This is a genomic window from Sphingomonas sp. JC676 (genome assembly GCF_014489075.1).
Taxonomy (GTDB): domain Bacteria; phylum Pseudomonadota; class Alphaproteobacteria; order Sphingomonadales; family Sphingomonadaceae; genus Sphingomonas.
In genome coordinates this window covers 180984-206592 of sequence record NZ_JACTGR010000001.1, presented here as the reverse complement: position 1 = coordinate 206592, position 25609 = coordinate 180984, and the positions used below count along the sequence as shown (strand labels likewise).

The window sequence follows — 25609 nt, the reverse complement described above, 5'->3', positions numbered from 1 at the left end:
GCCTTTGCTTAGCTCCTGCCCTATGGTCGAAGCGGATGCTGTCCGCTGCTGCTGAGCCACGCCTGGAACATGAGGAGGCACCAGAGTTTCGGCAACAATGCGCTTTCCCCTCGCCGGAAACGGCTCCAGGTGGCAGCGACGACTAAAGGGTCGAGGAAGCCCTGCGCTTTTATCTTCGAGGGAGCCAGCAGATCCTCCACCCAGGGACGCAGCGGACCAACCAGCCAGTCGCCGATTGGAATCGCAAAGCCGGCCTTGGGCCGATCGACAAGCGTCTGCGGCACATAGCGATACAACACTTCGCGCAGAATGTGCTTGCCGCGCCCCGCCTTGATCTTGGCGCTGAGCGGGATACGCCAGGAAAGTTCGATCACTCGGTGATCGAGGAAGGGAATCCGCCCTTCGAGGCTTACGGCCATGCCCGCACGATCGACCTTCACGAGAATGTCGTCGGGAAGATAGGTCATGGTGTCCATGAACAACATGGCGTTGCGAAAATCCGAAAAGGAGCCGCTGGCGATTTCGGCGCGTTCATTTTGTCCGCCAATTATAGGATTGCCGCCGTGCGGCCATTTCGAGACGAGCCGCGCGTAGACGTCAGCGGGGTCGTCGGCCCCCATCACCGCGCCGACCTTACTCAGCCTCTCGGTAAGATTGACGACGCCGGAACCGAGACCGGTCAGGCGGGACAGGCCGTGCGCGAAACGCCCAGCAACGGGCGCCGCCAGCGCCGCGCCAACGCCGCGTCGGACAACGCCAGGGAGCCTCTCTGACTTGTTCCATATCTGGGCGCCGATAACGTGCCGGTTGTAACCGGCGAATAGCTCGTCGCCGCCGTCGCCGGACAGCGCGACGGTCACTTCCTTGCGGGCGCGCGCATTCACCAGATAGGTCGGGACCTGCGACGAGTCGGCAAAGGGCTCGTCCCAGATCCGCGGGAGCTCCGGCAACACGGCCTGAACCTCAGCCGGAGTGACGCGCAGCGCATGGTGATCAGTTCCCAGATGCTTGGCGACACCCGACGCAAAGCCCGATTCATCGAAGCTGCGTTCTTCGAAGCCGATCGAGAAGGTCTTGACTGGTCGGCTGGCCTGGGCCTGCATCAGCGCAGTGATGACCGACGAATCGATACCACCCGAGAGAAAAACGCCGAGTGGAACATCGGCCTCCATCCGTAATCGAACTGCGTCGCGCAAGAGCGCGTCGAGTTCATCGACCAGGTCTGGTGTGTCCTCGGTCGGATCCATTGCACCCGCAGCCGCAATGCGCGCGAAATCCCAATAGCATTCCGGCGCGGCGAGCGTCTTGTCACCCGGGCGAATTACGAGGAGATGCGCCGGCGGCAGCTTGTTGATCCCCTTCCAGATGCTAAGAGGAGCGGGCACATAACCCAGCTGCATAAATTGCGCGGCCGCGGCGCGATCGACAACGGCTTCGAACGCAGGATGCGCCGTGATCGCCTTGAGCTCGGACGCAAACAGAATCGCGTTGCCTTGCCGGCCATAATAGAGCGGCTTCTCCCCGGCGCGATCGCGCGCAAGAATCAGCTCGCGTTCACGCAAATCCCACAGCGCGAAGGCGAACATGCCATTGGCTTCCGCGAGCGCGCCGCGCAATCCCCACGCCTCGATGCAGGCGAGGAGCACTTCGGTATCGGATCGCCCGATCCAATCCGGCGCATGGCCTTCGCGCTCGAGCTGCGCCCGCAGCGCGGTGTGATTATAGATCTCGCCATTGTAGACGATGACGTATCGACCCGACGCCGACTTCATCGGTTGGTGACCGGCCGGTGACAGATCGATGATGGCTAACCGCCGGTGGCCGAGCGCAACCCCACGCTCGCGATCCAGCCACGCGCCCGCATCGTCGGGTCCGCGGTGCCCGATCGCCTGGGTCATGGCCGCCAGGCTCGCTTCCGCACTCGCGTCGAGTGAGCCGCTCGCGACGAAACCGGCTATTCCACACATTCTCTAGTCTCCTGCGCGCTCGCCGTACGGGGTCGGCCCGGCGGCTGCAACGGGATATGGCCGGCGGCCGGTAATCGGGCGGGTGAGTCGGCGATTCAGGCGCGAACCCGGGCTTTCCGCCGGGGCGGCCGGCGATGCTTCGTCTTTACACGTGGGTCGCTCCTACGCTAACGGCCCGTCCATCGAGCACCCGGCCGCTGTGCCCTCTTTTCATCGAACTAGGTTGATTCCGCATGTCCTCCCGAGATGTCCGGTCGCGCCCTCTTTTCGAAGAGATATGCGAGCTATTCAGGACACAGCATCGCTTTTCCGCCGACATCGTCGACCGTGCGTTTGCAATGTTTGGCGAAGCTTGGGCGGAAAGGTTCCAGGAAGCACTCCTCCACATGTTCCCAGACGCCGACAGTCGCGCAGCTGCGATCAAGGGATACGCCGCCTTTGCGATGACGTCGCTTCGTTTGCAAGCTCGCTTCGAGATGACGGGGCACTACAAAGCCAAGACATATGCCGAGGCCGCGAGCGAGGTTTATCACAACGAGGCCTATATGCAGGCCGAATATCTGCCCGGCTTGTTCCTGTCGCACTATCTATGGCCGCATCATTATCGGCAGATCCAGTTCTTTGAGACCGCGTTTGTTGATTCTATGCAGGTCGCGGGGATCGATCAATTTGTAGAGGTCGGCGTAGGCACCGGCCTTTATTCGCGCATCGCGCTTCAACGGCTCGCTTCGTCTAGCGGGCGTGGTGTCGATATCAGTCCGTCTTCCCAGCACTTCGCCCAGCGTCAGATGGATGCTTTCGGGTTTGCCGACCGCTACTCCGTCGATCTAGAGGACGTCACGACCGACACTCCCGACGCCTCAGCCGACGCGTTGATCTGCGTCGAGGTGCTGGAGCATCTTGAAGACCCGGTCAGCTTCCTGCGGGCGCTGCGTCGGGTACTGAAACCCGGTGGCAAAGCGTTCGTTACCGCCGCGCTAAACGCCGCGCATACCGATCACATCTACCTCTACCGCCATTCCGGCGAGGTCGAGGCGCAGATTGTGGAAGCGGGGTTCGTCGTCGAGCAATTTTTCGTCGGGCAGGCCTATGCGCCGTCACGCCCCGGCGTGCCGGTTCCGCTGGCAGCGGCGTTCGTGGTATATTGACCGTGCAGGAGACGCACCTGGAGGGCCGCTTTGTCGATCTGCGACCGCTTCTACCCGAAGATGCGCCGCTGACCCATGGCTGGCGCAGCGGCGCGCGGGCGCGGCTGCTCAACCAGGGAGCGGGCACGGTCGCGCAGCAGGAAGCGTGGATCCGCTCGCGTCCCGCCAGCGAGTTGAACTTCATCATCCAGCGCAAGGATGGCCGGCCCGTCGGCATGCTGTCCCTGGTCGGGATCGACCGAGTGAATCGCCACGCCGAACCGGGGCGTTTCCTGATCGGCGACGAGGAGGCCGTGCGCGGCATCCCGGCGGCCGTGGAAGCGATGAAGCTGCTGTACCAATTGGCGTTTGACACCCTCGGCCTGGTTCGTGTTTACGGCACCGTTGCAGCGGACAACGGCCGAATGGCCAAGTGGCAGCGTTATCTCGGCATGCGGGAAGAGGGACGGATGCGGCGCCACTATTTCATCGACGGCCGTTTCCAAGACGCGCTGATGTTCGCGTTGCTGGAGGAAGAATATCGCGCGGAGACACTGCCGCGCATGGAGGCGCTGATCGGCATCGCTCGTGCCGCGCCGGGACAGGAGACCGTATGAACAAGGATGAGGCCCTGCGCATTGTGCTCGATGCGTTGCAAAGACTAAACGAAGAACTCGACGACCCAGTCGAGGTCAGTCCGCACACGCGGCTGTTCGGCGCCGACGCGGTGATCGATTCGTTGTCGCTGGTATCGGTGATCGTCGATGTCGAGGCGGAGGCGTCTGACCTGCTGGGCGTCCCGGTCAGCCTGACCGATGACCGTGCGATCAATCAGCCGGTCTCGCCCTTCACCGACCCCGAAACACTCGCAGCCTATATCGTCACTCTGGCCGGCTGACGGTTCTGGAAACGATGACCTCGTTGGCTGGCAAGATCGCCCTAGTCACGGGCAGCCGCCGTGGCATCGGGCGGCTGGTGGCCGAGCATCTGCTTGAACGCGGGGCGACGGTGGTGGGCTTCGCGCGCGGCGAGGGGACGATCGAGCACGCCGCCTATCGGCATTATCGAGTCGATGTTGCTGATCCGGCAGCCGTGCAGCGTGCGTTCGGCAGCATCGCGAAGGATGTGGGCCCGGTCCAGATCGTGGTCAACAATGCGGCCGTTCTGACCTCGCAATATGCCATGATCATGCCGCCGGCCGCGGCGCAGGAGATGCTCAACGTCAACCTGCTCGGTCCGTTCATGGTGAGCCGCGAGGCCGCCAAAATGATGCGTCGGACGAAGTGGGGTCGGATCGTCAACATCGGGTCGATGGCCGCCAGCTTGGAGCCGATCGGAGACTCTATCTACGCGGCGACCAAGGCAGGTGTCGCGACTCTGGCAAATGTGCTCGCCAAGGAGCTCGGACCGCTCGGGGTCACGTGCAACACGCTGGCGGTCACCGCCATCGACAGCGAGATGCTGGCCCAGCTGCCGCGCGACAAGGTAGAGGCGATCATCCAGCGACTGCCGGTTCCGCGCTTCGCCGAGGCTGACGACATCCTCAACGTGCTCGATTTCCTGGTGTCGGATCGCAGCGGCTACATCACTGCGCAGACGATCTGGCTCGGCGGGATCAACTGACATGCGCGAGGTGGCGGACGGCGTCTGGTCGGTGACCGCGGGGGATTTTCCGGCCAACAGCTATATCGGCCGCGCGGACGTACCGGGCGGCGCGATCCTGATCGATGCCGGGCTCGACCCGCTGCCGATTGATGCCGCCCTCCAGTTGCTCGATCTGCGTCCGGCACATGTCTTCTGTACGCACGGCCATTTCGATCATCTCGGGTCAGCAAACTACTTCCAGGACCGGTACGGCGCCCGCGTTCATCTCCACGCCGCTGATCTCAGGACGGCACGCACCAACAACTTCCTGCTGATGGCGATGAAGATGGCCGCGCGCATCGTCCTGCCAGAGCTGACGCTGGTCGACGACGGCGCCGAATTCGCGTTCGGCGGCACGCACCTGCGCTACCGCTCCACCCCCGGACACACGCCGGGGAGTTGCGTCATAGAGTGGGGATCGAACCTGTTCACCGGCGATACGCTCTACGTGCGAGGAGTGGGCCTGTCGAAGTTGCCCGGCGAGCGTGCCGATCAGTTGCGCGCGAGCATCCAGGCGCTGTGGAGCGACCTCGACAACCTCATCATTCATCCCGGCCATGGGCCGAGCGCGCCGGGCGCAGTCGTCAAGTGCGACAATGCGCCCCTGCGTGCCTTCCTTGCCCAGGGATCCGAACCAGCGAGCTTTTCTACCCATGTTTGACAACGGTATCTGCATTTCGGGCGTCGGCCACCACCTGCCCGAGACGTCGGAGGACAACGAAGCGCTATGCCGCAACCTCGACGTCACGCCGGAGTGGATAGTCGAGAAGACCGGCATCCAGCGCCGCTATATCGCGGCGCCGGAGGACAGCGCCTCGGCCTATGCCGTTGCCGCCGCCCGGCGGGCGGTGACAATGGCAGGGGTGCCGGCGAACGAGATCGACCTGATCATCGTCTGCACCTTTTCCGGTGACTATATCTTTCCCCCCGTCTCGGCGAAGGTGCAGCTTGAGATCGGCGCTGTGAATGCCCAGATCTTCGACCTGCAGGCGAATTGCACCGGTTTCGTGACCGGTCTGACCGCGGCATCGGACCGGATGCGCGTAGACCCAACCGTCCGCAACGCGCTGGTGATCGGCGTCGAGCTGTGCAGCCGCTATATCGACCGGAAGGACGTCAACACCGCCATCTATCTCAGCGACGGTGCCGGTGCCGCGGTGCTCTCACGCACCGCGCCCGAATACGGCATCAAGGCGAGCGCCTTCCACACCGACGCTTCCAATTTCGAAGCGGTGAGGATGCGAGGCGGAGGTTCGAGCCATGGCATGATCGGGCGTGCCTACGATCCCGCCGTCGATCACATGGAGATGAACGGGATCGCGACCTGGAAGCAGGCGATCACCCACATGCCGAAGGTCATCAGGAAGGCATGCGAGAAGAGTTGCGTGGCGCTGGCCGATATTGACTTCATGATCTTCCATCAGGCGAACTACAATCTCATCGAATATATAGTGAGAAAGATGCGTCTCGACATGTCTAAGACCTTCACCAACGTTCGCGAGATCGGCAACACCGGTGCGGCCTCGCTCGCGATCGCACTGAGTGAGGCGGTGGAGAGGAACCTGCTGCGGAACGGCCAGACCGTGCTGTTTGCCGCCGTCGGTGCGGGTTTCAACTTCGGCGCGAGCGTATGGACATGGCATATGCCGTCGGCGGAGACTGCCTGATGTTCGCCGACTTCGATCGGATCGAGGTGGGCGAGACGCGCTCGCTGACTCGCACAATCAACGAGGCGGATGTGCGCCGCTTCGTCGAAATGACGGGCGACGACAATCCTCTCCACATTGACCGTGCCTTCGCCGAAGAGACCTCGTTTAAGGACATCGTCGTCCACGGCATGCTGGGTGCGAGCTTCATCTCGACGGTGATCGGCACCCAGCTACCGGGACACGGCGCGCTGTGGGTGTCGCAGAGCCTGGATTTCCTGCTCCCCGTCCGGCTCGGCGACGTGCTGACGGTCAGCTGCACTGTGACCGCCAAGCACGAGCGCGAACGATTGCTCGATCTCGACACCAGGATCATGAACCAGCATGGACAGGCGGTGCTCACCGGCCGGGGCAAGGTCAAGGTCCTCGCCGGCAAGGTCCGAACGGAAGAACCGGCGTCCGCCGATCGTGTCCACGTGGCAATCGTGACGGGCGCCACCGGGGGCATCGGCTCGGCGATCTGTCGCCGTCTCGCCGAGGCGGGCAACCGCGTCGTCATTAACTACCGCCGTGATCGCGGTAAGGCGGAAGCCTTGGCCGCGAGCCTCAATGCGGATGCACATCGCGCGATCGCGGTCGAGGCGGATATCGCGACCGCGGAGGGTGCCGCGCAGCTTTACGAGGCGGCGGTTAGAGCGTTCGGGGGCGTTGATATCCTCGTCAACAACGCCTCGCCGAGGATCAACCCCAAACCCTTCGCCAAGCTGGATTGGTCCGATTTCCAGACGCATCTCGATGTACAGCTCAAGGGCGCGTTCTTCATGATCCAGCAGTGCGTGCCCGACATGGCGGCGCGCCGATGGGGGCGGATCGTCAACATCAGCTCACAGGTGATCGACGGTCCGCCATCGTCGGGCTGGACGAGCTATGCGGTCGGCAAGTCGGCGGTTGCGATGCTGTCGCGCTATCTTGCGGCAGAACTCGGGCCGCAGGGTGTGACGGTGAACAACGTGTCTCCGGGCATGACCGAGACCTCGCTTATCGGGGACGTGCCGGAGAAGGTGCAACTGATGGTCGCCCGCCAGACTCCGCTCCGCCGCCTCGCAACACCCTCGGACGTCGCCGCCGCGGTGGCGCATCTGGTGTCGGATGATGCCGGCTTCGTCACGGGTCACACGTTGCGGGTTAATGGTGGGCTGGCAATGCAATGACGATGCCGCCTGAGGTGCGTTGCGTGCTGGCCAATGCAGATACCCCGATCGCACAGCTGATAAAGGCCGTGACCGCGGCCGAGCGCGCGTTGGCGGATGCGCCTGAGGTCGCCATCGGGCTATCGTCGAACGCCACGATCGATATGCTCGGCCTGTACCTCCGCCGCGAGGCGGCGTTGGTGGGCGTGCGGGCGCGCATCGTCATGGGCAATTATGACGATCCGATCGGTGATTTCGAGCGGTTCGCGCGCGAGGGGGTAGAGCGCGTTATCTTGGTCCCCATTTTCGACAATGTCCTGCCGGCGTTCGAAGCGCAGGTGGCAACGCTCCCCTCGCAGGCGCTCACCGCCAAGGAAGCGGAACTGCGCGCGCGTTACAGCCTGGCGTTGGAGCGCGGCCGGAGCTTCAGATCGGTTCAGCTTGGCCTCTATCATCGCCTCGGCGTTTCAGCCGTGCCCGACAGTGAAGATGCGGTTACGGCATGGATCCAGCGGTTCAACGCCATGTTGCGCGAGGAAGCCGCGCGCCATGCCAACGTGCAGCTGATCGACATCGCCGCATCGGTGGCGGCGATCGGCCATCGCGTGGCGTTCGATCGACGCTTCTACCTGCGTTCCAAGGCTCCCTATTCCGCGGCGCTCCTGTCTGATCTCGCCACCAGGCTGGCGGCGGGTACGCGCGGGTTCGGCACCCGATTCATCAAGGCTCTGGCGCTCGATTGCGACAATACCCTTTGGGGCGGCGTCGTGGGCGAGGATCTCGTGGCCGGCGTCAAGCTGGATCCTCACGACTATCCTGGCAACGTGTTCTGGCGGACGCAGCAGGCGATCGCCGGGCTGGAAAGGCAGGGACTGCTGCTGTGCCTGTGCACCAAGAACAACCCGGCCGATGTCGAGGAGATGTTCACCCATCATCCCCACATGGTCCTGAAGAACACGCAGATCGCGGCTAGACGCGTCAACTGGACCGATAAGGTGACGAATCTCCGCGAGCTGGCGGCAGAGCTCAACATCGGCCTGGACAGCTTCATCTTCCTAGACGACTCCTCCGTCGAGGCGGAGGCGGTCCGTACGCGCCTGCCGCAGGTGACGATGGTGCAGGTGCCCCAGACCCTGTCCGACTACCCCGCCGTGATCGACGAGATCGCACGCCTCTTCCTAGGCGCGGGCATATCGGAAAGCGGCGGATCCAAGACCGAACAGTATCGGCTGCGCGCAGCGGCGGCCGAGGCCCAGTCCGCCTTTGCCACGCACGAAGACTATCTTGCGTCACTGGAGCTCGAAGCCGCGCTTCACCTCGACCGCCCGACGGAGGCGGCGCGAATCGCCGAGCTGTCGCAGAAGTCGAACCAGTTCAACTTGGCCACCCGCCGCTATACACAGCTCGAGATCGAACAGCTGATGGCCGCACCCGACGCGCAGGTCTTCTCGATCACCGTGCGCAACCGGTTCGGCGATTCCGGTCTGACCGGTGTCCTGGTGCTGCGCTACGAAGACGAAGTCGCACGGGTCGAGAACTTCCTCATGAGCTGCCGCGTACTGGGACAGGGCATCGAATTCTCGCTATGGACCGCGGTGATCGAGCGCGCCCGCGCCGGCGGGGCGGTCCGGATCGAGGCCGACTTCATCGCTTCCGCCAAGAACGCTCAGGTTCGCGATTTCTACGATCGGCTGGGTCTGGAGTTGCTGGATGACAATGCCGGGACGAGGCGTTACAGGCGTGCTCTCACCGGCTTCACGCCGCCCTCTTCTTCCTGGGTAAAGGTTTCGGATGCTTGACGAGGATAAGCTGAAGCAGGTCGTCGCCGATGTGCTCGACGTGGACGTTGCGACGATCGGTGCCGACTTCAGCATGGACACGGTCGAGCAGTGGGACTCGCTTCGCCATATGACTTTGGTGCTGGCGATTGAAGATGCGTTCAGCATCTCGATTCCCGATGACGAGGCTGCGAACATTACCTCTTGGCCGCTGATCAAGGTCGTTGTCGAAGAGCAGCTCCACGAGGCCTGATACCCGGCCGACGTGCGGGTTGTTCCGCGAGGTCCAGCGCGATGAGATCTTCGAAGTCGTGCCTGGCTGAACCGTCAAGCGCAGATCCATACGCCACCTGGCGCCGCGGTCGCCGGCGGTAGGTGAGCTCCAAGAAACCCGGGGTTGAGCCTTAAGCCCGTCGCTTCTTCTGTCGCGCCGTGTAGAGCGGTCCATCGGCAAGGACGACCTTGGCTGGAACCTTGTAATTGGCCAATATCGCACTGCAGGCGCTGCGGATGCGGCGCTTGAGATCGGCAGCGCTTTCCGGTTCGCCGGTCAGCACCTTGGCGACCACCACATTGCCCAGCAGCGGGTGCGGCTCGCCAAACACCGCGACGTCGGAGATATTGTCGAGGGTAAGGATGACGTCCTCAACCTCCGCAGGATAGACCTTCTGTCCGCCCACGTTGATAAGGTCGGTCACACGGCCCAGAATGCGGAAATATTCGCCCTCCACCTCGACGCGATCCTGGGTGTTAAACCAGCCATCCTCATCGAACTCCGACGGCGCGTTGAGATACCCCAGCATCGCATAGTCGGATTTGACCCACAGGACGTCGTCTACGACCTTGGTCTTGAAGCCTTCTCCGCCCACGCGAACCCACAAGGAGCCATCGTCGCGGGATTGGGACCGCATCACGCCCACCTCGGACAGGCCATAGGTCTGCTGGAGCGTCACACCCGGAAACTCGGCGCGCACGCGGTCCAGCGTGCTCTGCGGCATGACCTCGGTGCCGTAGGTGATCCGCTTCAACGACGACAGGTCGTACGAGCGATGCAGATTGGACGCCATCAGCATGGTGAGGAACGACGGCGTGGTCGGCAGAAGCTCGACGCGATGTTTCTCGATAGCCTGGCAGATATTGTCGATGGACCGGTTCGCCACGGTGACCACAGTGCCCAAGCTCGATACGATCGCCAGGATGGTGTTGATCCCGCCGAAATGGTCGATCATGAGGAACGGGATCGCAATCACTGCAATCCGCTGCTTGCAGAACTTGTCCGCAACCCGCTCGAAATCATGGAGGATCGCCTTGGGCTTCCCGGTCGATCCCGACGAGAACAACAGCAATCCAGGCCGGCCGCTTTCGCGCAATCCATCTAGCAGTGCATTCTCGGCCACTATCGCGTGGCGCTCTACGCTGGCGTCGAGCCCGGCCTCGTCGAACTCGATCAGCCAATCGCAACCGGAGATGCCCAGAGCATTGTCCTTCTCCACCACCGCGTCGCGCGACAAGGGGATGACGATATTTCCGTTCAGCGCGAGCGCGAGGATCATGCAGAACATCTCGGGCGAATAGTCACCCAGGACTGCCACGCGGTCGCCAGGCTCAATCCCGTGTTCCGCCAGGCGCGTTCCATACCCAGCGATCCGATCGATCACCGCGCCATAGCTGACCTCACGATCGCGATGAATGAAGGCCGCGCGCGCGGGCTCCGCAGCGAACCGATCCAGCAACCACTGCATATCGTCTCCAATCTTTTGTGGAAGTGACGGCCGGCTCGAACCGACGCGACCGACACCATCAAATTCTCCGCAGGTATTTGTACGAGAGTTTCTTTGCCCAAACCGGAGCTACCCGCACGAGAAACAGGCCCGCATATTTGGGATAGTTTGCGAGCCGCAGTTTACCCATCAAACGCGCATAATGAATGCGCATCCTTATTTCCCTGCTGGCGCGGACGACGCCTGCCCTGCGTGAAAAGAAGTTCCTTTCGATGCGAAACCAGAGCAGGAACTCGGGAACGTTGGCGATGACGAAGCCGGCGGTCACCACACGCGACCAGAGGTCGTAGTCCTGCATCAGCTTCAGCGTGGGATTATATCGATATCCCTGCTCGAAAACCGCGCGGCGGAACATCACGCTCGGATGATTGAATGGGCTGCGATAGAGCATGAAATCGGTCAGTTCGGCGTGGCTTGCCGGCATCCTCTTGTAGAAGGTCGGCACGCCAGGCTGACTGAACTCGACGCACCATGTGCCGACGATCGAGACTTCGGGATGATCTTCCAGAAACCGCACCTGCGTCTCGATGCGCTCGGGCAGCGAAATATCATCGGCATCCATGCGCGCCATGAATGCGATATCGGGCTCGGAAAGCGCATGGGTAATCAGCACGTTCAGTCCGCTGGGCAGGCCCTCGGACCTCACCCCGCGCAGGATGCTATGCTGTCCGTCCTTGACGGGCACCCGCGACGAAAGCACTGCTTCGAGCGCAGGAGTGAGCGGGCCATCGCAATAGACATACAAGCGCAGATCTGGATAGGTTTGCCCGCGCATGCTCGCCAGCGCTTCGTCGAACTGTCCCGGGTCCGCGCCGGCATGCACGCAAAGCAACACCGCTACCGCGCCTGCCGCTGCTCTCTCGTGCGACGTGACGGTGTCCGCACGCCCTAAGTCACGCGACAACGAGCCGGTTACCAAGTTTTCCGTACCGCTCATCGCTTGGTGTCGCTCTTCCGCGGCGCCGGCCACGGGCCGCTGCGGCCGAGCATCGCATCCCAAATTCCGGCAAACGCGAACTGCAGGCGCCGAGACTTCTGGGGCATGAGCGCCGCGATGAGAAGCAATTTTGTCGGTAGCTTGATCATCTGCGATAAACGCCATCTCCACGGCACGTAGGAACGGCCCATCAGCCGCAGAATGTTCCGATACTGGAAATAGTGTCGGACCGGAGACGGATAGCGCACACCCGCGACATCGCCCTCACCAAGCCTGTGCTGAATGGAGGTCGCGCGGCATAGATGCAATGCGATCCCCGCCCGGCGCGCGCGCCAACCCCAATCGAAATCCACTCCATCCACGAACAGGCTTTCGTCGAAAGAACCAACACGTTCGAATATCTCACGCCGGATCAGTGCACCGGAACTCATCATGTCGCGGCACTCAGGCATGTTGCCCGGAACATGACGTGCATTGCTGATCTCACGACCGAGGCTGTCGACCGCGTTGGCACCTACGACGGCGTGCCCGCCCAGCCTCTGGGCGCATATGCGCAAATGATCGATCAGATCGGGAGGGGGAATGCTGTCGTCATCGAGAAGGAGCACTGCCTCTGCTCCCTTTGACCAAGCGAGCGCGATCGCCTTGTTCTGAGCAGCGCCGATACCACGATTGCCGTGCATCGGAATATAGGCGCCACCATCGGTCATCAGGCAGTCTTCGACAGATTGCCTGTCGGCCGGAGCAAGCGAATTGTCGGCGATGATCAAGTAACATTGCTTCGTAAGAACCCGAATTATCTCACGCAGAACCTGCAAGTTCGACTGATATGTCACGATAATGGCGATGATGTTCATCTTCGAAACGATCGTCCTTAGCGAAGGTTTTTATTCGATTCGCGACGAAGCGCTCGCGCTATCCGTCCTTATTATGCTGGACCAAAAGACGGACATTGCTGTGAAGATTATCAAAATATCCAGGATATAGGCTAAAGCGACGGTGGGCTCGATGATCACGAGCACGGCGCGAGACCATAATGTCGCCATCAAGCTAATCAGAAACTTGTTCTTATCCTGGATCGCCTCCGCACGTGCGATGTGGACAGCACGATTGATCCGACCGAGCAAGCAGCCGAGCAATAGCACGAAAAAAGCGCCGCCGACCGGCCCAAAATAGACGTACGAGAACAAGTCAAAATGGCTGGTAGGGCCACCACCGACCTCCGATCCAGGAGCGTAGTGAAGCAACGCCTGACGCCCCACCGAGTAATCTGCGACTTCGTAGCCAAGCATTCCGCTCAAATTGCCATTGCCGACAACAGGAGCCGCAAAACGTGCGAAAATCGAGTCTTTCTCCAAGCTGTCAATTACGTCATTTGGTAGTGTGAGGTAACTGGTGTCTCCGAAAGCGACAAACCTGAATGCCAAACGCGCTGTCAGCAAGTCGGAAGATATTGCCAAAGGCCGGATGCTCTGATCGCTTACGTTATTCTTCTCAAGGTTAATATTGAGAGCGACCACCGAGAATGCCAAACCGACGGCGACTGCCACCACGGCCTGCCATGATGAGATTTTTACTTTAAAGGATGCTATCGACAACGCCATCAGCACGGTCACAAAGCTAAAGATAACCGAGGCCTTCGCACCGTTTAGGATAGCGGCATAAAATATAAATCCTCCGAGTAGGGCGAACTTAATGACCCTGTCTTGCTTTCGTTCAACTATGGTCAACGCGGCATATGATACGATAAAAGGGCTGAGCGTATCTAAGATACGGATCGCACTACCATAGCCTCGCGCAACGTCGAATCGGTTTGTCTCCGCCAGAACGCCAAAGCCAATAGAACTGAAAATCAACAGGCTCAGCGCGACATATGCCATAACGGCAGAATAAAATACGGCACGCCCTAATCGACGTTCGCCGATATACGAGAAGTATCTATATACTACCGGCACGCCCTGCATTGAAGAAAAGCGCCTGAAGCTTAATAACATTAATATACAGTAAAGCGCAACTATTCCAAATAAATACCAACTCAGAAAACCTTCGATCCTAAGGAAAATTACCACCCCATAATTTATGCCAAAGGCAAATACAAAGGACAAGACAAAGGGATCAAATATATTTCCGACCAATTTACGACGAACACTGAACCAAAGTACACCGATGCAGAGAAGCATCAGCAACAGTAACTCAAGCCAATCTTCGACAGCGAGACTGAGGAATTGGAGCTCTGTCACCGATACTTACTCCACCAATACGCGTTCAGGGCCAACCCGCGCACGAATGAGGGAACGGAGCGAGCTCGCAGAAGCCTTAGAATCCCAAGCATGCTGGAAAAGTCACGTCGCCTGAGCGAGATTAGAGTAAAGAACGACAATTTATATGCGATCGCACGCCCGCGGATATGCTTTGGAGCCACGACCTCAAGAACTTGTAAAGTTGTCGCGACTTGACGAAGGATTCTTTGATAGCTGTTATTCCCGTGATGGCGATAATATACGCAGTCGATCGTCGGCAGAAAATCGTAATCGATACCCTTCCTCATATAGCGCAGAAACAGCTTCGAGAAGATTACGTAATCATCAGCCACAATATCCGGAACTACGGCCTCGACATCTCGCAGGGCAGACGCTCGAAAGACGGACGACTGACATAGGAGCGGACTGGAATCCATTAGGAAGATAGATTCAGCAAATTTCTCTTTCGACTGCCTAAAGAGATCATTATGCTTTCGTCCATATATTGGGGTCAAGCGGCCATCAGATAGAACGTTCTTTCCACCGCCAATTATAAATTGCAGAGTACGACTCTCTTCTAATCGGCGAACCAGTTCACATATCCCGTCTGGGATCGCGATATCATCGGAAGAAACAACGTAAATATATTCAGTTTTACATAGATTTAAGAATGTGATCATCGAATCGATCACACCCTTATTCTCACTCTTCCGGATGAAGGTTACGTCCTCCGCATTCACTTCAGCCAAATAAGCACTGATAACCTCTTCGGAATTGTCGATCGAGGCATCATCAATCACGTAGATGTGCTTGCCGGGGACGTCGATCAGACGCGCGCTCGCAATCGCCTCGGTAACATACGGTGCGTGATTGAAAGAAGGGATGAAGATCGATAGCATCAAGTGCCCTCCTGGCGCCGAGGGCGGTTGGCCATAAGGGTCATGGTTACATGCTCCGCCGTCACGCCCGACGCCCTCGGGGAGGCGACGCGTGTCGTCAAGGGTGGGTCATGGGGGAAAAGCATCAATCGCGAGCCGGTAACCAGAAGCGCCTTGTGACCGCGGTCATACATGCAAGATACAGCATATAGTTTGCTGCGTACGCGTATGCCACGCCTTCCAGCCCGTACAGCCGTAGCAGCACATAGGCCAGCCCGACGAAAGTCGCTGAGAAAATCACCTCGGTTATGATGAACGCCCGCGCCATAGCCTTGGCCAGCATAAGATAAGACAACAGCCAGGACGCCATTTTTATTACGTCGCCGACGAGCATCCAGCCGAACAGCCGGAGCATCGGCAAAAAAGCGTCTGTGAAAAGAATCCGGACGATCCATTCCCGCGCGATGTACATGACCAACGCGCTGGTGATCACGATCGGAAGAACGATCATGAAGCCCCCCTTCAACTCGGCGCGGAGTGCCTTGGGATCGTGCGTCGCCGAAAGCTTGGGCAGGTAATAGACAGCGAGGCTGGTCGTCACCACAGTCAGGTAGACGGAGGCGATGTACCACATGGCCTGCCATTGGCCGGCTGCGTCCGGGCCGAGCACGAAGATGACCTGATCGCGCACCAGCATCGCGGTTAGCGGTGAGGCGATCGCGCTCACGGTGGTCATGACGCTGTACTTGAACAGGCGAATCGCGTCTTTGCGATCGAAGCCCCCGCGAAAGTTGGCCCAGCGGATCACGGCATGCCCTCGCAGCGCCCAGAGCAGCACGAACAATACCAGCGATTGATTGGTCACGAGCGCGATCAACGCGCCATCAAGGCCCAGCCAGGCTATCAGGCTGACCGTGAGCAACAGGGTCAACACGCTCTGTGCGATGTTCACGAGAATGTAGGTGCGGATCTGATGCAGACCGTTGATGATAGCGAGGAGAAAGCTGTTGAGGACGAACAGGCATATCGTCACGCCGAACAGGCGTACGATGTATGCATAATTCGGTGTGTGCAGAAAATAGACTGATAGCGGGTTGGCCGCGAGGAGCAATATTAGCGAGATTACCAGGCAAGACGTCGCACAAAGGCGCGCAGCGGTGCTGAACAGCTGGACGCACCGCTCCTTATCTTCGCTGAATTCCGCCGTGTACTTGGTTATCCCGGTGTCGAGGCCGCCCTTGGCGGCGGTAAGCATGATCTGGACGAAATTCTGGAACTGCCCGACGGCGGCCAGCCCTGACGGGCCCGCCACGATCGCCACTGCCTTGCCCACCACCAGGCCTGCCAACATCTTCACCGACGTCGACATCAAGCTCAGCAGAGAGGTCTTGACGAGGTTCATGGCATCGCGGGCGAACTAAAGCGATTGGCAGCCGTCGTTGCAGGTTCAATCACAAAGCGCTCACACATTCGCGCACGATCTGGATCACTTCCTCGGTTTCCCGATCGCTCTGAGTAGGGCCGATCGGCAGGCTCAGCACTTCTGTCTGCAGCCGTTCGGCGATCGGCAACGAGCCCCGAGGGATGCCCAGGCCGGCATATGCCGGTTGGAGGTGCGGCGAGACTGGGTAGTGAATAACGGTGGCCACCCCCGTTTCGGCAAGTCGCTGCGCCAGCAGATCCCGCTGCCGGTGCCGCACCACATACAGGTGCCATACCGGCTCGGCAAAATCGGGTACGGCCGGAAGATGGAGATCAAGTCCGCGCAGGCCCTCGGTATAGGCGTTCGCGATCCGGGCGCGATTGCGGTTGTCGTCGTCGAGCACGGGCAATTTCAGCCGCAGGATCGCGGCCTGGATTTCATCCAGCCGCGAATTCACGCCGAGTTCGTCGTGGTGGTATTTCTGGGTCGAGCCGTAGTTGTGCAGCTTGTACAAGCGAGCAGCGATCGTCGCGTCGTTCGTGGTGATCGCGCCCCCGTCGCCCAGCGCCCCCAGATTCTTCCCGGGGTAGAAGCTCCAGCAAGCGACGTCGCCATGCTTACCGATACGCTCGCCGCGATACCGCGCCCCATGCGCCTGGGCGGCATCCTCGATGACGCGCAGGCCTAGCTCGCGGGCAATTTCGTGAATCGGATCGAGATCTGCCGGCTGACCATAGAGATGCACGGGAATAATAGCCCGGGTGCGGGACGTGACCGCTGCGCGGATACGGGCCGGGTCGATGTTGAAGGTAGCCTCTATCGGCTCGACCGGGACGGGGACGGCGCCCACATGGCTGACGGCCAGCCAGGTGGCGATGAACGTGTTGGATGGAACGAGCACCTCGTCGCCTGGGCCGATATCGAGCGCTCGCAGCGCCAGGGTAAGGGCATCGAGGCCATTCGCGACCGCGATGCAATGACCAGCGTCACAGAAGGCAGCAAATTCCCGCTCGAACGCTTCGCATTCGGCGGCCAAGATGTACCAGCCGGATTGAACGACTTTGTCCATTGCCGAGCGGATGCTCGCATCAAATCGAGCGTTGATTTGCTGCAGATCCAGGAACTTAATCAATCAGCTTACTCCACTGAGAAACTGGTCGTAATCTCTGAAATAATCTTTCTCGTCATACTTTCTCGACGCAAGTACCATGCAAACGGATGCAGAGGAGAAGTCGTGCAGCTCGCGCCACATCATCGGACAGATATAGAGGCCATAGTTGGATCTATTGAGAAAGAATGTTTGCTTGTTTGCCCCATCATCAAGGGTGACGTTGAAACTGCCCGACACGGCAATCATCAATTGATGCAATTGCTTATGCGCATGTGCGCCGCGCTCCGCGCCACCGGGCACGTCATACAAATAATAAACCCGTTCGATCGGAAAGGGGATATGAACGTTGCCTTCGATGAAGGTTAGGTTTCCCCGAGGATCCGATATCTTGGGAAGCTCGATGATCTTGCAATCGCTAAGGCTCATAAATTCTCAAAATTTGGAGGCCTTCGGGCGCTAGAGCGTCCTGGGGTTGTGTGATTAGGTGTTGGTTTTGTCGTTTCGGCCATAGCCATAGCCATATTCGTAGCCGTAGCCATAATGGGCGCGGCGTGCTTCGAACTTGGTGAGGACGCCGCCGAAGATGCGCGCATTGGCGCTGGCGAGGCGGGCGAGCGCGGTCTTGACCATGCTTGAGCGGATGCCGTGGGATTCGACGGCGTAGACGACGCCTTCGACCCGGCTTGCGATCAGCGGCGCATCGGCGAGGCCCATCACAGGCGGTGAGTCGATCACGACATGGTCATAGGTTTCGAGCAGCCGCTCGATCAGCAGCGACAGGCGGTTGCCCGTGAGCAGCTCGGCGGCGTTGGGCGGGATCGGCCCTGCCGACATTGCCGTGAACCCGAAGTCCTTCATTTCGAAGGTCAGCGACGCGATCTCGTTGTCGCCGGTGAGGAAATTGCTCAACCCGCGATCATGGCTCACGCCGCCCAGATGGTGCACCGAGGGCGAGCGCATGTCGCCGTCGATCAGGATCACCTTGCGGTTTGCCCGCGTCAGCGTCGTCGCCAGCGCCAGCGCCGTCGTCGACTTGCCTTCCGCAGGCCGTGTCGACGTCACCGCCAGCGAGCGCGGCACGCCATGTTCGGTGGTGAAAGCGAGGTTGGTCTGCACCGCCAGATAAGCATCCACCAGCTCGGACTTGCGATCCAGCAATTCGCCCCGCGGCGTCTTGTCGCTCCCCACCTTGGGCACTGAGCCCAGTAGCGGAAGCCCGAGACGTCGTTCCACCTCACCCGGATCGGCGAACGCTTCGTCCATCTGCTCGAGCGCGAACGCCAGAAGCGCGCCCAGCCCGAGCCCCGCGAACAGCGCCACCGCCAGGTTGATCAGCAGCCTCGGGCTCGAGGGCTTTTGCGGCACGTCCGCGGCATCGACCACCGAGATGTTATTGATGCCCACCCCGCCTGCGACACCGATTTCCTTGAAGCGCTGCAGCAGCCCGTCATAGAGCGCACGGTTAGTATCCACTTCCTGCTGGAAGATATTGTACTGAATGCTGCGCCGGCGCGTGTCGAGAAAGCTTACCTTCAACTGATCGACCTTGGCCTGCAGCGCCTTCTCGCGCTCCTGCGCCTCGCGATATTCAGCCAATTGCGAACCCGTCACACGACCTTCCTCGCGCGTGATCGACCGGTCGAGCTGGTCGATTTGCGACTTGAGCACCTTGGCCGCAGGATATTCGGGTTCGAACTGCACCATTAGCCGCTGATAATCCGCCGCGAGTTCGGCCCGCTTCTGGCGCAGATTGTTGATCGCGATATTGCGAAGCGCCTCGGTCGATTCCCCCGCTCGCCCTGCCTGGCGATACTGGGCCTCGGCTTGAATGCGCTCGGTGGTCGCCTGCGCCAGCGCCGCATTGAGCGTAGCGAGATCGTCCGCCACGATCGAGCGCTCCGCCGTCGTCCCGGCACCGCCCGACTGCGCCGGCAAGTTGATGATCTGCTCCTGCGAGGCATAGCTCACCAACTGGCGCTGGGACTCGTCAAGCTTCTGCTTCTGCAGCACCAACTGGCGCTCAAGCAGGTTACGCCCATAAGCGGTCGCCTGCACCTTGCGCTCCAGATTGGTCTGGATGAAGTTCTCCGCCCAGGCATTGGCCACCTGCGCCGACAGCGTCGCATCCGGGCTGTTGAACCCGATGCTCACCAGCCGCGAGAACCGCATCGGATCGACCGACAGATTCTTCAGCAATATCTCGCCGGCAATGCGCTGCCGCTCATCCCGTCCCGCCGCCGGATAGCGCCCGTTGACCAGGCGGAATGCCATGCTCTCGCGCGTATATTTGAAGCGCTCGAAGAATTTCGGATCGTCGACCAGCCGCAGCTTGTTGGCAACACGCTCGGCCAGCGCCCGCGATCGCAGCAGGCCATATTGCGTCTGGTAGAACTCCTGATCGAACGCGGTCGCCTCGCGCTCCACCCCTTCGATTCCGGTCACCTTGCTCGATTCGCGCGCGATCTCCACCGTCGCCATCGCCGTATATTGCGGCGTCATCAGCAGCGTGACGACCAGCCCCAGCAGGAAGCACGACGCCACCGCACTCAGGATCACATAGCGCCAACGCACCGCGATCCGCAGATACTGACGAACCGCCGGCATACGCGCGGCCTCTTCCGGGCGCGGACCAAATGGTCCCGCACTGGGCGCATCAACGCGCCGCGGGGGGATTATCAAATTCATCTGGGCTCTCGAGCCTTATTGAAGGACTGCGATCAGCGGCGCCGCCAGCAATGGCGCCAGCGAAACCACGTCACGGAACAAGCGGCGCTCCGGCGAATCGCCCACCACTATCATATCGTTGGCATAAATCGGCGGATCGTCATACGCCCCCCGCCGAATCGCCGCGATGTTGTACAAACCTGCCATCTTGCGGCCCGAAACCGTCCGCAGGATCACCACATCCTCCTGCCGCGCAAACTCCGACAACCCCTTGGCCGACGCTATCGCACGCATCAACGTCATCTGGTTCGTCACCGGATACAGACCCGGCTCCACCACCTGACCGTCCACCGTCACCACCTGGCTGACCGAACTCTTGATGTTGACCGTCACCTCAGGATTACGAACGTAACGACCCCGCAACGCAGCTTCCACCGCCTCCCCAAGCTCGCTCGCCGTCTTGCCCCGCGCGTCCAACGTCCCCACCAACGGCATCGCTATCCGGCCACTCGCATCCACCTGCAACTCGCGGCTCAAATCCGGCACGTTGAACACATCCACCACAATCGTATCCAACGGTCCAATCAACGCCGGACGATCCCCTGCCGTCAAATCCTCCCGGCTCGGCGCCGGCATCACACCGTTCGTCTCCACCACACTCAACCGATCACTCGGCACCAACACCTCACGATGCACACAGGCGCCAAGCAACGTCGCCGTCAAAATGGCTATAACAACTCTATGCATGCTGTCTGGAGTGCTCTCAGTGAGGGAGGGCGGCCTATAACCGCCACCCTCTTGAAGGTAAAGTAAATGTGGGGTGGACGGTTGAAGGCCCCGCGGTCCCGCAAGACGCCCCGGAGAGAGATCATCAGTGGCAGTCTGCTGATCGGCCTGCTGATGCGGAAAGGTAAGGCGATCGACGACGTTTATGAGAAACCGAGCTCGATCGACAGCCCCTCTATACGACCGTCAGACAGCTGATCCATTCCGTCGGGACCGCCCGGGCGCTTCGCCGAGCGGCGTTTCACAAGCGCATTGAACGCGCATTATCGAAACTGAAACCCCCGCTGCCGCATGTGGGAGCCCTAAGGCTTCCGACGAGCGGGGACAGATGACTATCGAATGGCCGGCCCATGGGCTGAAGCTTCAGGCTGCGATCGAGACCGGCAAGGCCAGGATCGGCGTGATCGGCATGGGCTATGTCGGCCTGCCACTGGCAGTCGCGTTCGGTGAGGCGCAGTGCGGCGTGCTCGGCTTCGACCTCGACCCTGAAAAGGTCAATGCTCTCAAGAAGGGCACCAGCTATATCAAGCACATAGCGGGCGATCGCATCGCGCCACTGGCTGCCAACGGCAAGCTCGACGCCACCGCCGATCTTGTGCGCCTCGGCGAGCCGGACGTGCTGCTGATCTGCGTGCCCACTCCCCTTACCCGCCATCTTGAGCCCGATCTCAAATATGTCGAGGCGACGACCGAAGCGATCGCGAAGACGCTGCGCCGCGGCCAGCTCGTGATCCTCGAATCGACCACCTATCCCGGCACCACCCGCGAAGTGATGCAGCCGATCCTCGAGGCCACGGGCCTGGTCGCGGGCAAGGACTTCTTCCTCGCTTACTCCCCCGAGCGCGAGGATCCGGGCAACCCGACCTTCTCGACCACCAAGATCCCGAAGGTCGTCGGCGCCGACGACACCGTCTCTGCCGATCTGGCGCTGGCGCTGTATCGCCACATCGTCCCGCAGACGATCGCCGTGTCCTCCGCGGCGACCGCCGAAGCGGTCAAGATCACCGAGAACGTCTTCCGCGCGGTCAACATCGCTTTGGTCAACGAGCTCAAGCTGATCTTCACGGCGATGGACATCGATATCTGGGAAGTGATCGATGCGGCCAAGTCCAAGCCGTTCGGCTTCATGCCCTTCTATCCTGGCCCGGGCCTGGGCGGGCACTGCATCCCGATCGACCCCTTCTACCTCACCTGGAAGGCGCGCGAGTTCAACCAGCACACCAAGTTCATCGAGCTGGCCGGCCAGATCAATGCGGACATGCCGCAGCACGTCGTCCGCGTAATGTCGGATACGCTCGACGCGCGCTTCGGCCGCGGCCTGCGCGACGCGCGCGTCCTGGTGCTTGGCGTCGCCTACAAGAAGAATGTCGAGGATATCCGCGAGAGCCCGTCGCTCCGCCTGATGGAGATGATCGAGGCCCGGGGCGCCACCGCCGATTTCCACGATCCGCACGTCGCGCAGATCGACAATACACGCGAGCACCCGACGCTCAATTTCCGCCACGGCGTCGCCTGGGATACTGCGAAGATCGCAGAATATGACGCAGTACTGATCGCTACCGACCACGACGATGTCGACTATGCCGCGCTGGTGGCGCACGCGAAGCTGGTGATCGACACGCGCAACGCGTGCGGCAAGGCGGGCGTCACAGGCACGAACATCGTCCGCGCCTGAGCCTGATCGGCCGAGGAGCGACTTCCTCAGCCGAAAGGGCGGGCCCAACGTTGAAAGCGCTTGGTAGGAACGCGGGCAGCGCTGGCGGGCGGCTAGCGAGAGCCGCCCGCGTCCTCGGGCTCAACGCAGCGATCGGAAGCCGGCGCGCATCTCTTCCGTAAGAGCCCTTGGCTGTTCCCAGGCGGCGAAATGACCGCCTTCGGGAAGCCGGTTGTAGTGGATCAGCTTTGGATAAGCCTGCTCCGACCAGCTCCTCGGCGCTTCGTAGAGCTCTTCCGGGAAGACGCTCACGGCCGTCGGGACGGTGACGCCCTTGACGGCGAAGAACGAATCCTTGTTCTCCCAGTAGAGCCGGCCGGAGGATACACCGGTGTTGGTCAGCCAGGTGAGCGTGATGTTGTCGAGAATGTCGTCCCGCGTGATGGCACCGTACGGCGTCCCATCGACGAACAGCGCCGCGATATGCTTCAGGCTGGCCGCGTCATGGTCGAGCAGATAGGTCGCCAGGCCCGTGGGCGTATCCGCCAGCGCGCCCATCGACTGTGGACGTAGCCCCAGCTGGAACCCGTAGCCGATGCCCTTCTTGTAGACGAAGGACAGCTGCTCGCAGGTACGCTTCTCCTCATCCGAAAGATCCGCCGGCAGGGGGCCCCCGTTGAACAGCGCCGCGTCAATGTCACGCGGTATGACGCCCGCCATGTTGACGTGGATGCCGAGCAATTCGGGCGTAGCCTGTACGCCCATCATGTCGGTGACGACGGCGCCCCAGTCGCCGCCCTGCGCCACGAATTTGGTATAGCCGAGCCGCTTCATCAGTTCGGTCCAGGCGCGCGCGATGTGCGGCGGGTCCCAGCCGGTCACCGCCGGCCTGCCCGAGAAGCCATAGCCCGGCATCGAGGGGATCACGACATGGAAGGCATCCTCGGCGGTACCGCCATGGGCCGTCGGATCGGTGAGCGGGTCGATGATCTTGAGCTGCTCGACCACTGAGCCCGGCCAGCCATGGGTGATGATCACCGGCAGTGCGTTCTCATGCTTCGAGCGGACATGGACGAAATGGATGTCGAGCCCGTCGATCTCGGTGATAAAATTGGGCAGCGCGTTCAGCCGGGCTTCGCACTTGCGCCAGTCATAGTCGCTTACCCAATAGCGCGCGACGGCCTGGCTGGTCGCGAGCGGGACGCCCTGGGTCCGATCGTCGACGGTCTCGGGCTCGGGCCACCTGGTGGCGTTGATGCGCTGCCTGAGGTCGGCGAGTTCCTTGTCGGAGGCGTGATATTCGAACGGTCGGATCGACGTATCGCCGGTTGGATTTATGATGAGTGCTTCGGTGAACCCGGCGTCATCTTTGGGCGTTGGCGGGGCTTGGGCAGGCGTGACTGAGGGCTGCGGGGGGGCGGTGGTTCCAGCTTGCGCCATGATCGTCCTCCTCGTCCGAACCAGACGGCATGCATCCGTCTGCGGACAACAAGAGTAGCCGGCCGGCAGGGCCGGCGCTGCTGTCTCGAAAAGGAGCCGAAAGGCGGGCTTTGCTCGGGTCCGTCGAAAGATTCCGACTCGGTCGCGAAGGCGGAAATCTAGGCCTTAAGCGGTCACCTGTCACCGGGATTTGGGCCGGCACGCCGAATATCCGCCCCCGGATCGGAGCGGGAATCCCGCGTTGAAATGTAGGTTTTCGCGTGTTTGGCTGCCGAGCGCCGAGGTTACGGCCGCTCTTTAATACGCGCGCACGCGCAATAAATTACGAGATTGCGCGCGTTCCCGCGAACTTTGTCAATTTTGCCAGCCTGACGGACCAACGGTTGGCGCGAACTTCGTAAACTTCACCCGGTCGTCAGCCGCAGACGCGGGACATGAAGTCTCGAATCGCCGGCGCGATGTCCTCGCGCGCCAGCGCCATCGCAATATTGGCCTGAATGAAACCGGCCTTATCGCCACAGTCATAGCGCGTGCCGTTGAAGGTGACGCCGTGGAACGGCTGGTCGCCGATCATCCGCGCCATAGCGTCGGTGAGCTGGATCTCACCGCCGGCACCCTTTTCCTGGCTGTCGAGCACGCGCATCACTTCGGGCTGGAGGATGTAGCGGCCGATCACCGAGAGGTTGGAGGGCGCCGTGCCCGGCTTGGGCTTCTCGACCAGGCCCATCACCTGGGTCAACGCGCCGTCGCGCATGCCCGGCGTGATGATGCCGTATTTGTCAGTCTGGTCGTCAGGCACTTCCTGCGCGCAGATCAGATTGCCGCCGGTCCGGTTGTACGCCTCGACCATCTGCTTGAGGCAGCCGGGCTGGCCGACCATGAAATCGTCGGCCAGCAGCACCGCGAAGGGCTCGTCGCCGACGATGTCGCGTGCGCACCACACCGCATGGCCGAGTCCCATCGGCTCCTGCTGGCGGACATAGGCGACCGCACCGGGCTTCAGCCGCGTCGCGTCGAGGATGTCGAGCGACTTGCCGCGCGCCGACATCGTCGTCTCGAGCTCATAGGCGATGTCGAAATGGTCCTCGATCGCGGACTTGCCGCGGCCGGTGACGAAGATCATCTGCTCGATCCCCGCCTCCAGCGCCTCGTCGACCGCGTACTGGATCAGCGGCCGATCGACGATCGGAAGCATTTCCTTGGGCAGCGCCTTGGTCGCAGGCAGGAAGCGAGTGCCGAGGCCACCGACAGGAAACACGGCCTTGCGCAGCGGCTTGATCGACATAGGTCCTCGTTTCAGTTGTGACGGGGCCAATAGCTGCGCGATTGGAAAGGCGCAAACA

At 61.1% G+C, this 25609-nt stretch carries 23 protein-coding genes; 10 read left to right on the top strand and 13 right to left on the bottom strand.

Features of this window, described 5'->3' with window-relative positions:
• Positions 1-20: 20 nt before the first annotated feature.
• Complete coding sequence (gene asnB / locus IAG41_RS00975; protein ID WP_187726726.1) at positions 21-1967, bottom strand: asparagine synthase (glutamine-hydrolyzing); 1947 nt, start codon at positions 1965-1967, stop codon at positions 21-23.
• A gap of 338 nt (positions 1968-2305) precedes the next feature.
• Here asnB and IAG41_RS00970 point away from each other — a divergent pair, with 338 nt between their 5' ends.
• The 9 genes from IAG41_RS00970 to IAG41_RS00930 are packed head-to-tail and all read left to right on the top strand — an operon-like array spanning position 2306 to position 9605.
• Entirely contained in the window at positions 2306-3115 is an 810-nt protein-coding gene (locus IAG41_RS00970; protein ID WP_187726725.1) for a class I SAM-dependent methyltransferase, read from the top strand.
• Positions 3116-3117: 2 nt separating this feature from the next.
• The gene (locus IAG41_RS00965; protein ID WP_316251099.1) at positions 3118-3711 is read left to right on the top strand and encodes a GNAT family protein; all 594 of its coding nucleotides are present in this window, start codon (positions 3118-3120) and stop codon (positions 3709-3711) included.
• Positions 3708-3992 (top strand): hypothetical protein, encoded by a 285-nt coding sequence (locus tag IAG41_RS00960; protein ID WP_187726724.1) that lies wholly within the window; start codon positions 3708-3710, stop codon positions 3990-3992. The genes IAG41_RS00965 and IAG41_RS00960 overlap by 4 nt, the downstream gene beginning before the upstream one ends.
• Before the next feature lie 14 nt (positions 3993-4006).
• Positions 4007-4717 carry an SDR family NAD(P)-dependent oxidoreductase gene (locus tag IAG41_RS00955; protein WP_187726723.1) on the top strand — a complete coding sequence of 237 codons (711 nt, stop codon included), beginning with the start codon at positions 4007-4009 and terminating at the stop codon, positions 4715-4717.
• 1 nt (position 4718) lies between these two features.
• The gene (locus tag IAG41_RS00950) at positions 4719-5399 is read left to right on the top strand and encodes an MBL fold metallo-hydrolase (RefSeq protein ID WP_187726722.1); all 681 of its coding nucleotides are present in this window, start codon (positions 4719-4721) and stop codon (positions 5397-5399) included.
• Positions 5392-6405, top strand: coding sequence for a 3-oxoacyl-ACP synthase III family protein (locus tag IAG41_RS00945; RefSeq protein ID WP_187726721.1), 1014 nt, complete (start codon positions 5392-5394; stop codon positions 6403-6405). The genes IAG41_RS00950 and IAG41_RS00945 overlap by 8 nt, the downstream gene beginning before the upstream one ends.
• On the top strand, positions 6405-7595 hold the full coding sequence (locus tag IAG41_RS00940) for an SDR family oxidoreductase (RefSeq protein WP_187726720.1): 1191 nt from the start codon (positions 6405-6407) through the stop codon (positions 7593-7595). Before IAG41_RS00945 ends, IAG41_RS00940 begins: the two co-directional genes overlap by 1 nt.
• A complete protein-coding gene (locus IAG41_RS00935) occupies positions 7592-9373 on the top strand; it encodes an HAD-IIIC family phosphatase (protein ID WP_187726719.1) in 1782 nt (593 codons plus the stop codon). Before IAG41_RS00940 ends, IAG41_RS00935 begins: the two co-directional genes overlap by 4 nt.
• A complete protein-coding gene (locus IAG41_RS00930) occupies positions 9366-9605 on the top strand; it encodes a phosphopantetheine-binding protein (protein WP_187726718.1) in 240 nt (79 codons plus the stop codon). Before IAG41_RS00935 ends, IAG41_RS00930 begins: the two co-directional genes overlap by 8 nt.
• 151 nt (positions 9606-9756) lie before the next feature.
• Here IAG41_RS00930 and IAG41_RS00925 read toward each other — a convergent pair whose 3' ends face one another.
• The 10 genes from IAG41_RS00925 to IAG41_RS00880 form a co-directional block, all read right to left on the bottom strand.
• Complete coding sequence (locus IAG41_RS00925) at positions 9757-11094, bottom strand: class I adenylate-forming enzyme family protein (protein ID WP_187726717.1); 1338 nt, start codon at positions 11092-11094, stop codon at positions 9757-9759.
• Positions 11095-11152: 58 nt separating this feature from the next.
• A complete protein-coding gene (locus tag IAG41_RS00920) occupies positions 11153-12070 on the bottom strand; it encodes a glycosyltransferase (protein WP_187726716.1) in 918 nt (305 codons plus the stop codon).
• A complete protein-coding gene (locus IAG41_RS00915; RefSeq protein ID WP_187726715.1) occupies positions 12067-12927 on the bottom strand; it encodes a glycosyltransferase in 861 nt (286 codons plus the stop codon). The genes IAG41_RS00920 and IAG41_RS00915 overlap by 4 nt, the downstream gene beginning before the upstream one ends.
• Before the next feature lie 30 nt (positions 12928-12957).
• Positions 12958-14310: a hypothetical protein gene (locus IAG41_RS00910; protein ID WP_187726714.1), complete on the bottom strand. Its 1353-nt coding sequence runs from the start codon at positions 14308-14310 to the stop codon at positions 12958-12960.
• Entirely contained in the window at positions 14307-15209 is a 903-nt protein-coding gene (locus IAG41_RS00905) for a glycosyltransferase family 2 protein (protein ID WP_187726713.1), read from the bottom strand. The genes IAG41_RS00910 and IAG41_RS00905 overlap by 4 nt, the downstream gene beginning before the upstream one ends.
• Positions 15210-15333: 124 nt before the next feature.
• Positions 15334-16590, bottom strand: a complete 1257-nt coding sequence (locus IAG41_RS00900) for an O-antigen translocase (protein ID WP_187726712.1) — start codon at positions 16588-16590, stop codon at positions 15334-15336.
• Between the two features lie 49 nt (positions 16591-16639).
• Positions 16640-17743: a DegT/DnrJ/EryC1/StrS family aminotransferase gene (locus IAG41_RS00895; RefSeq protein WP_222950449.1), complete on the bottom strand. Its 1104-nt coding sequence runs from the start codon at positions 17741-17743 to the stop codon at positions 16640-16642.
• Positions 17744-18148 (bottom strand): sugar 3,4-ketoisomerase, encoded by a 405-nt coding sequence (locus IAG41_RS00890; RefSeq protein WP_187726711.1) that lies wholly within the window; start codon positions 18146-18148, stop codon positions 17744-17746. It lies immediately after the preceding gene.
• A 54-nt stretch (positions 18149-18202) separates the two neighbouring features.
• A complete protein-coding gene (locus IAG41_RS00885) occupies positions 18203-20326 on the bottom strand; it encodes a GumC family protein (protein ID WP_262408412.1) in 2124 nt (707 codons plus the stop codon).
• A 96-nt stretch (positions 20327-20422) separates the two neighbouring features.
• Positions 20423-21133: a polysaccharide biosynthesis/export family protein gene (locus IAG41_RS00880; protein WP_262408411.1), complete on the bottom strand. Its 711-nt coding sequence runs from the start codon at positions 21131-21133 to the stop codon at positions 20423-20425.
• A gap of 367 nt (positions 21134-21500) precedes the next feature.
• On the opposite strand from IAG41_RS00880, the gene IAG41_RS00875 reads away from it, so the two are divergent.
• Positions 21501-22847, top strand: coding sequence for a nucleotide sugar dehydrogenase (locus IAG41_RS00875; RefSeq protein WP_187726709.1), 1347 nt, complete (start codon positions 21501-21503; stop codon positions 22845-22847).
• A gap of 120 nt (positions 22848-22967) precedes the next feature.
• Here the strand turns inward: IAG41_RS00875 and IAG41_RS00870 are convergent, their stop codons facing one another.
• Complete coding sequence (locus tag IAG41_RS00870) at positions 22968-24266, bottom strand: epoxide hydrolase family protein (RefSeq protein ID WP_187726708.1); 1299 nt, start codon at positions 24264-24266, stop codon at positions 22968-22970.
• 415 nt (positions 24267-24681) lie between these two features.
• On the bottom strand, positions 24682-25551 hold the full coding sequence (gene galU, locus IAG41_RS00865) for a UTP--glucose-1-phosphate uridylyltransferase GalU (protein WP_187726707.1): 870 nt from the start codon (positions 25549-25551) through the stop codon (positions 24682-24684).
• Positions 25552-25609 lie beyond the last annotated feature (58 nt).

Coding starts and splice junctions, on each gene's coding strand:
- IAG41_RS00885 (WP_262408412.1), bottom strand. CDS start 20,326: ATGCCGGCGGTTCGTCAGTATCTGCGGATCGCGGTGCGTTGGCGCTAT.
- IAG41_RS00905 (WP_187726713.1), bottom strand. CDS start 15,209: ATGCTATCGATCTTCATCCCTTCTTTCAATCACGCACCGTATGTTACC.
- IAG41_RS00950 (WP_187726722.1), top strand. CDS start 4,719: ATGCGCGAGGTGGCGGACGGCGTCTGGTCGGTGACCGCGGGGGATTTT.
- IAG41_RS00945 (WP_187726721.1), top strand. CDS start 5,392: ATGTTTGACAACGGTATCTGCATTTCGGGCGTCGGCCACCACCTGCCC.
- IAG41_RS00915 (WP_187726715.1), bottom strand. CDS start 12,927: ATGAACATCATCGCCATTATCGTGACATATCAGTCGAACTTGCAGGTT.
- IAG41_RS00940 (WP_187726720.1), top strand. CDS start 6,405: ATGTTCGCCGACTTCGATCGGATCGAGGTGGGCGAGACGCGCTCGCTG.
- IAG41_RS00955 (WP_187726723.1), top strand. CDS start 4,007: ATGACCTCGTTGGCTGGCAAGATCGCCCTAGTCACGGGCAGCCGCCGT.
- IAG41_RS00970 (WP_187726725.1), top strand. CDS start 2,306: ATGTTTGGCGAAGCTTGGGCGGAAAGGTTCCAGGAAGCACTCCTCCAC.
- IAG41_RS00935 (WP_187726719.1), top strand. CDS start 7,592: ATGACGATGCCGCCTGAGGTGCGTTGCGTGCTGGCCAATGCAGATACC.
- galU (WP_187726707.1), bottom strand. CDS start 25,551: ATGTCGATCAAGCCGCTGCGCAAGGCCGTGTTTCCTGTCGGTGGCCTC.
- IAG41_RS00920 (WP_187726716.1), bottom strand. CDS start 12,070: ATGAGCGGTACGGAAAACTTGGTAACCGGCTCGTTGTCGCGTGACTTA.
- IAG41_RS00900 (WP_187726712.1), bottom strand. CDS start 16,590: ATGAACCTCGTCAAGACCTCTCTGCTGAGCTTGATGTCGACGTCGGTG.
- IAG41_RS00925 (WP_187726717.1), bottom strand. CDS start 11,094: ATGCAGTGGTTGCTGGATCGGTTCGCTGCGGAGCCCGCGCGCGCGGCC.
- asnB (WP_187726726.1), bottom strand. CDS start 1,967: ATGTGTGGAATAGCCGGTTTCGTCGCGAGCGGCTCACTCGACGCGAGT.
- IAG41_RS00875 (WP_187726709.1), top strand. CDS start 21,501: ATGACTATCGAATGGCCGGCCCATGGGCTGAAGCTTCAGGCTGCGATC.
- IAG41_RS00930 (WP_187726718.1), top strand. CDS start 9,366: ATGCTTGACGAGGATAAGCTGAAGCAGGTCGTCGCCGATGTGCTCGAC.
- IAG41_RS00880 (WP_262408411.1), bottom strand. CDS start 21,133: ATGCATAGAGTTGTTATAGCCATTTTGACGGCGACGTTGCTTGGCGCC.
- IAG41_RS00870 (WP_187726708.1), bottom strand. CDS start 24,266: ATGGCGCAAGCTGGAACCACCGCCCCCCCGCAGCCCTCAGTCACGCCT.
- IAG41_RS00960 (WP_187726724.1), top strand. CDS start 3,708: ATGAACAAGGATGAGGCCCTGCGCATTGTGCTCGATGCGTTGCAAAGA.
- IAG41_RS00890 (WP_187726711.1), bottom strand. CDS start 18,148: ATGAGCCTTAGCGATTGCAAGATCATCGAGCTTCCCAAGATATCGGAT.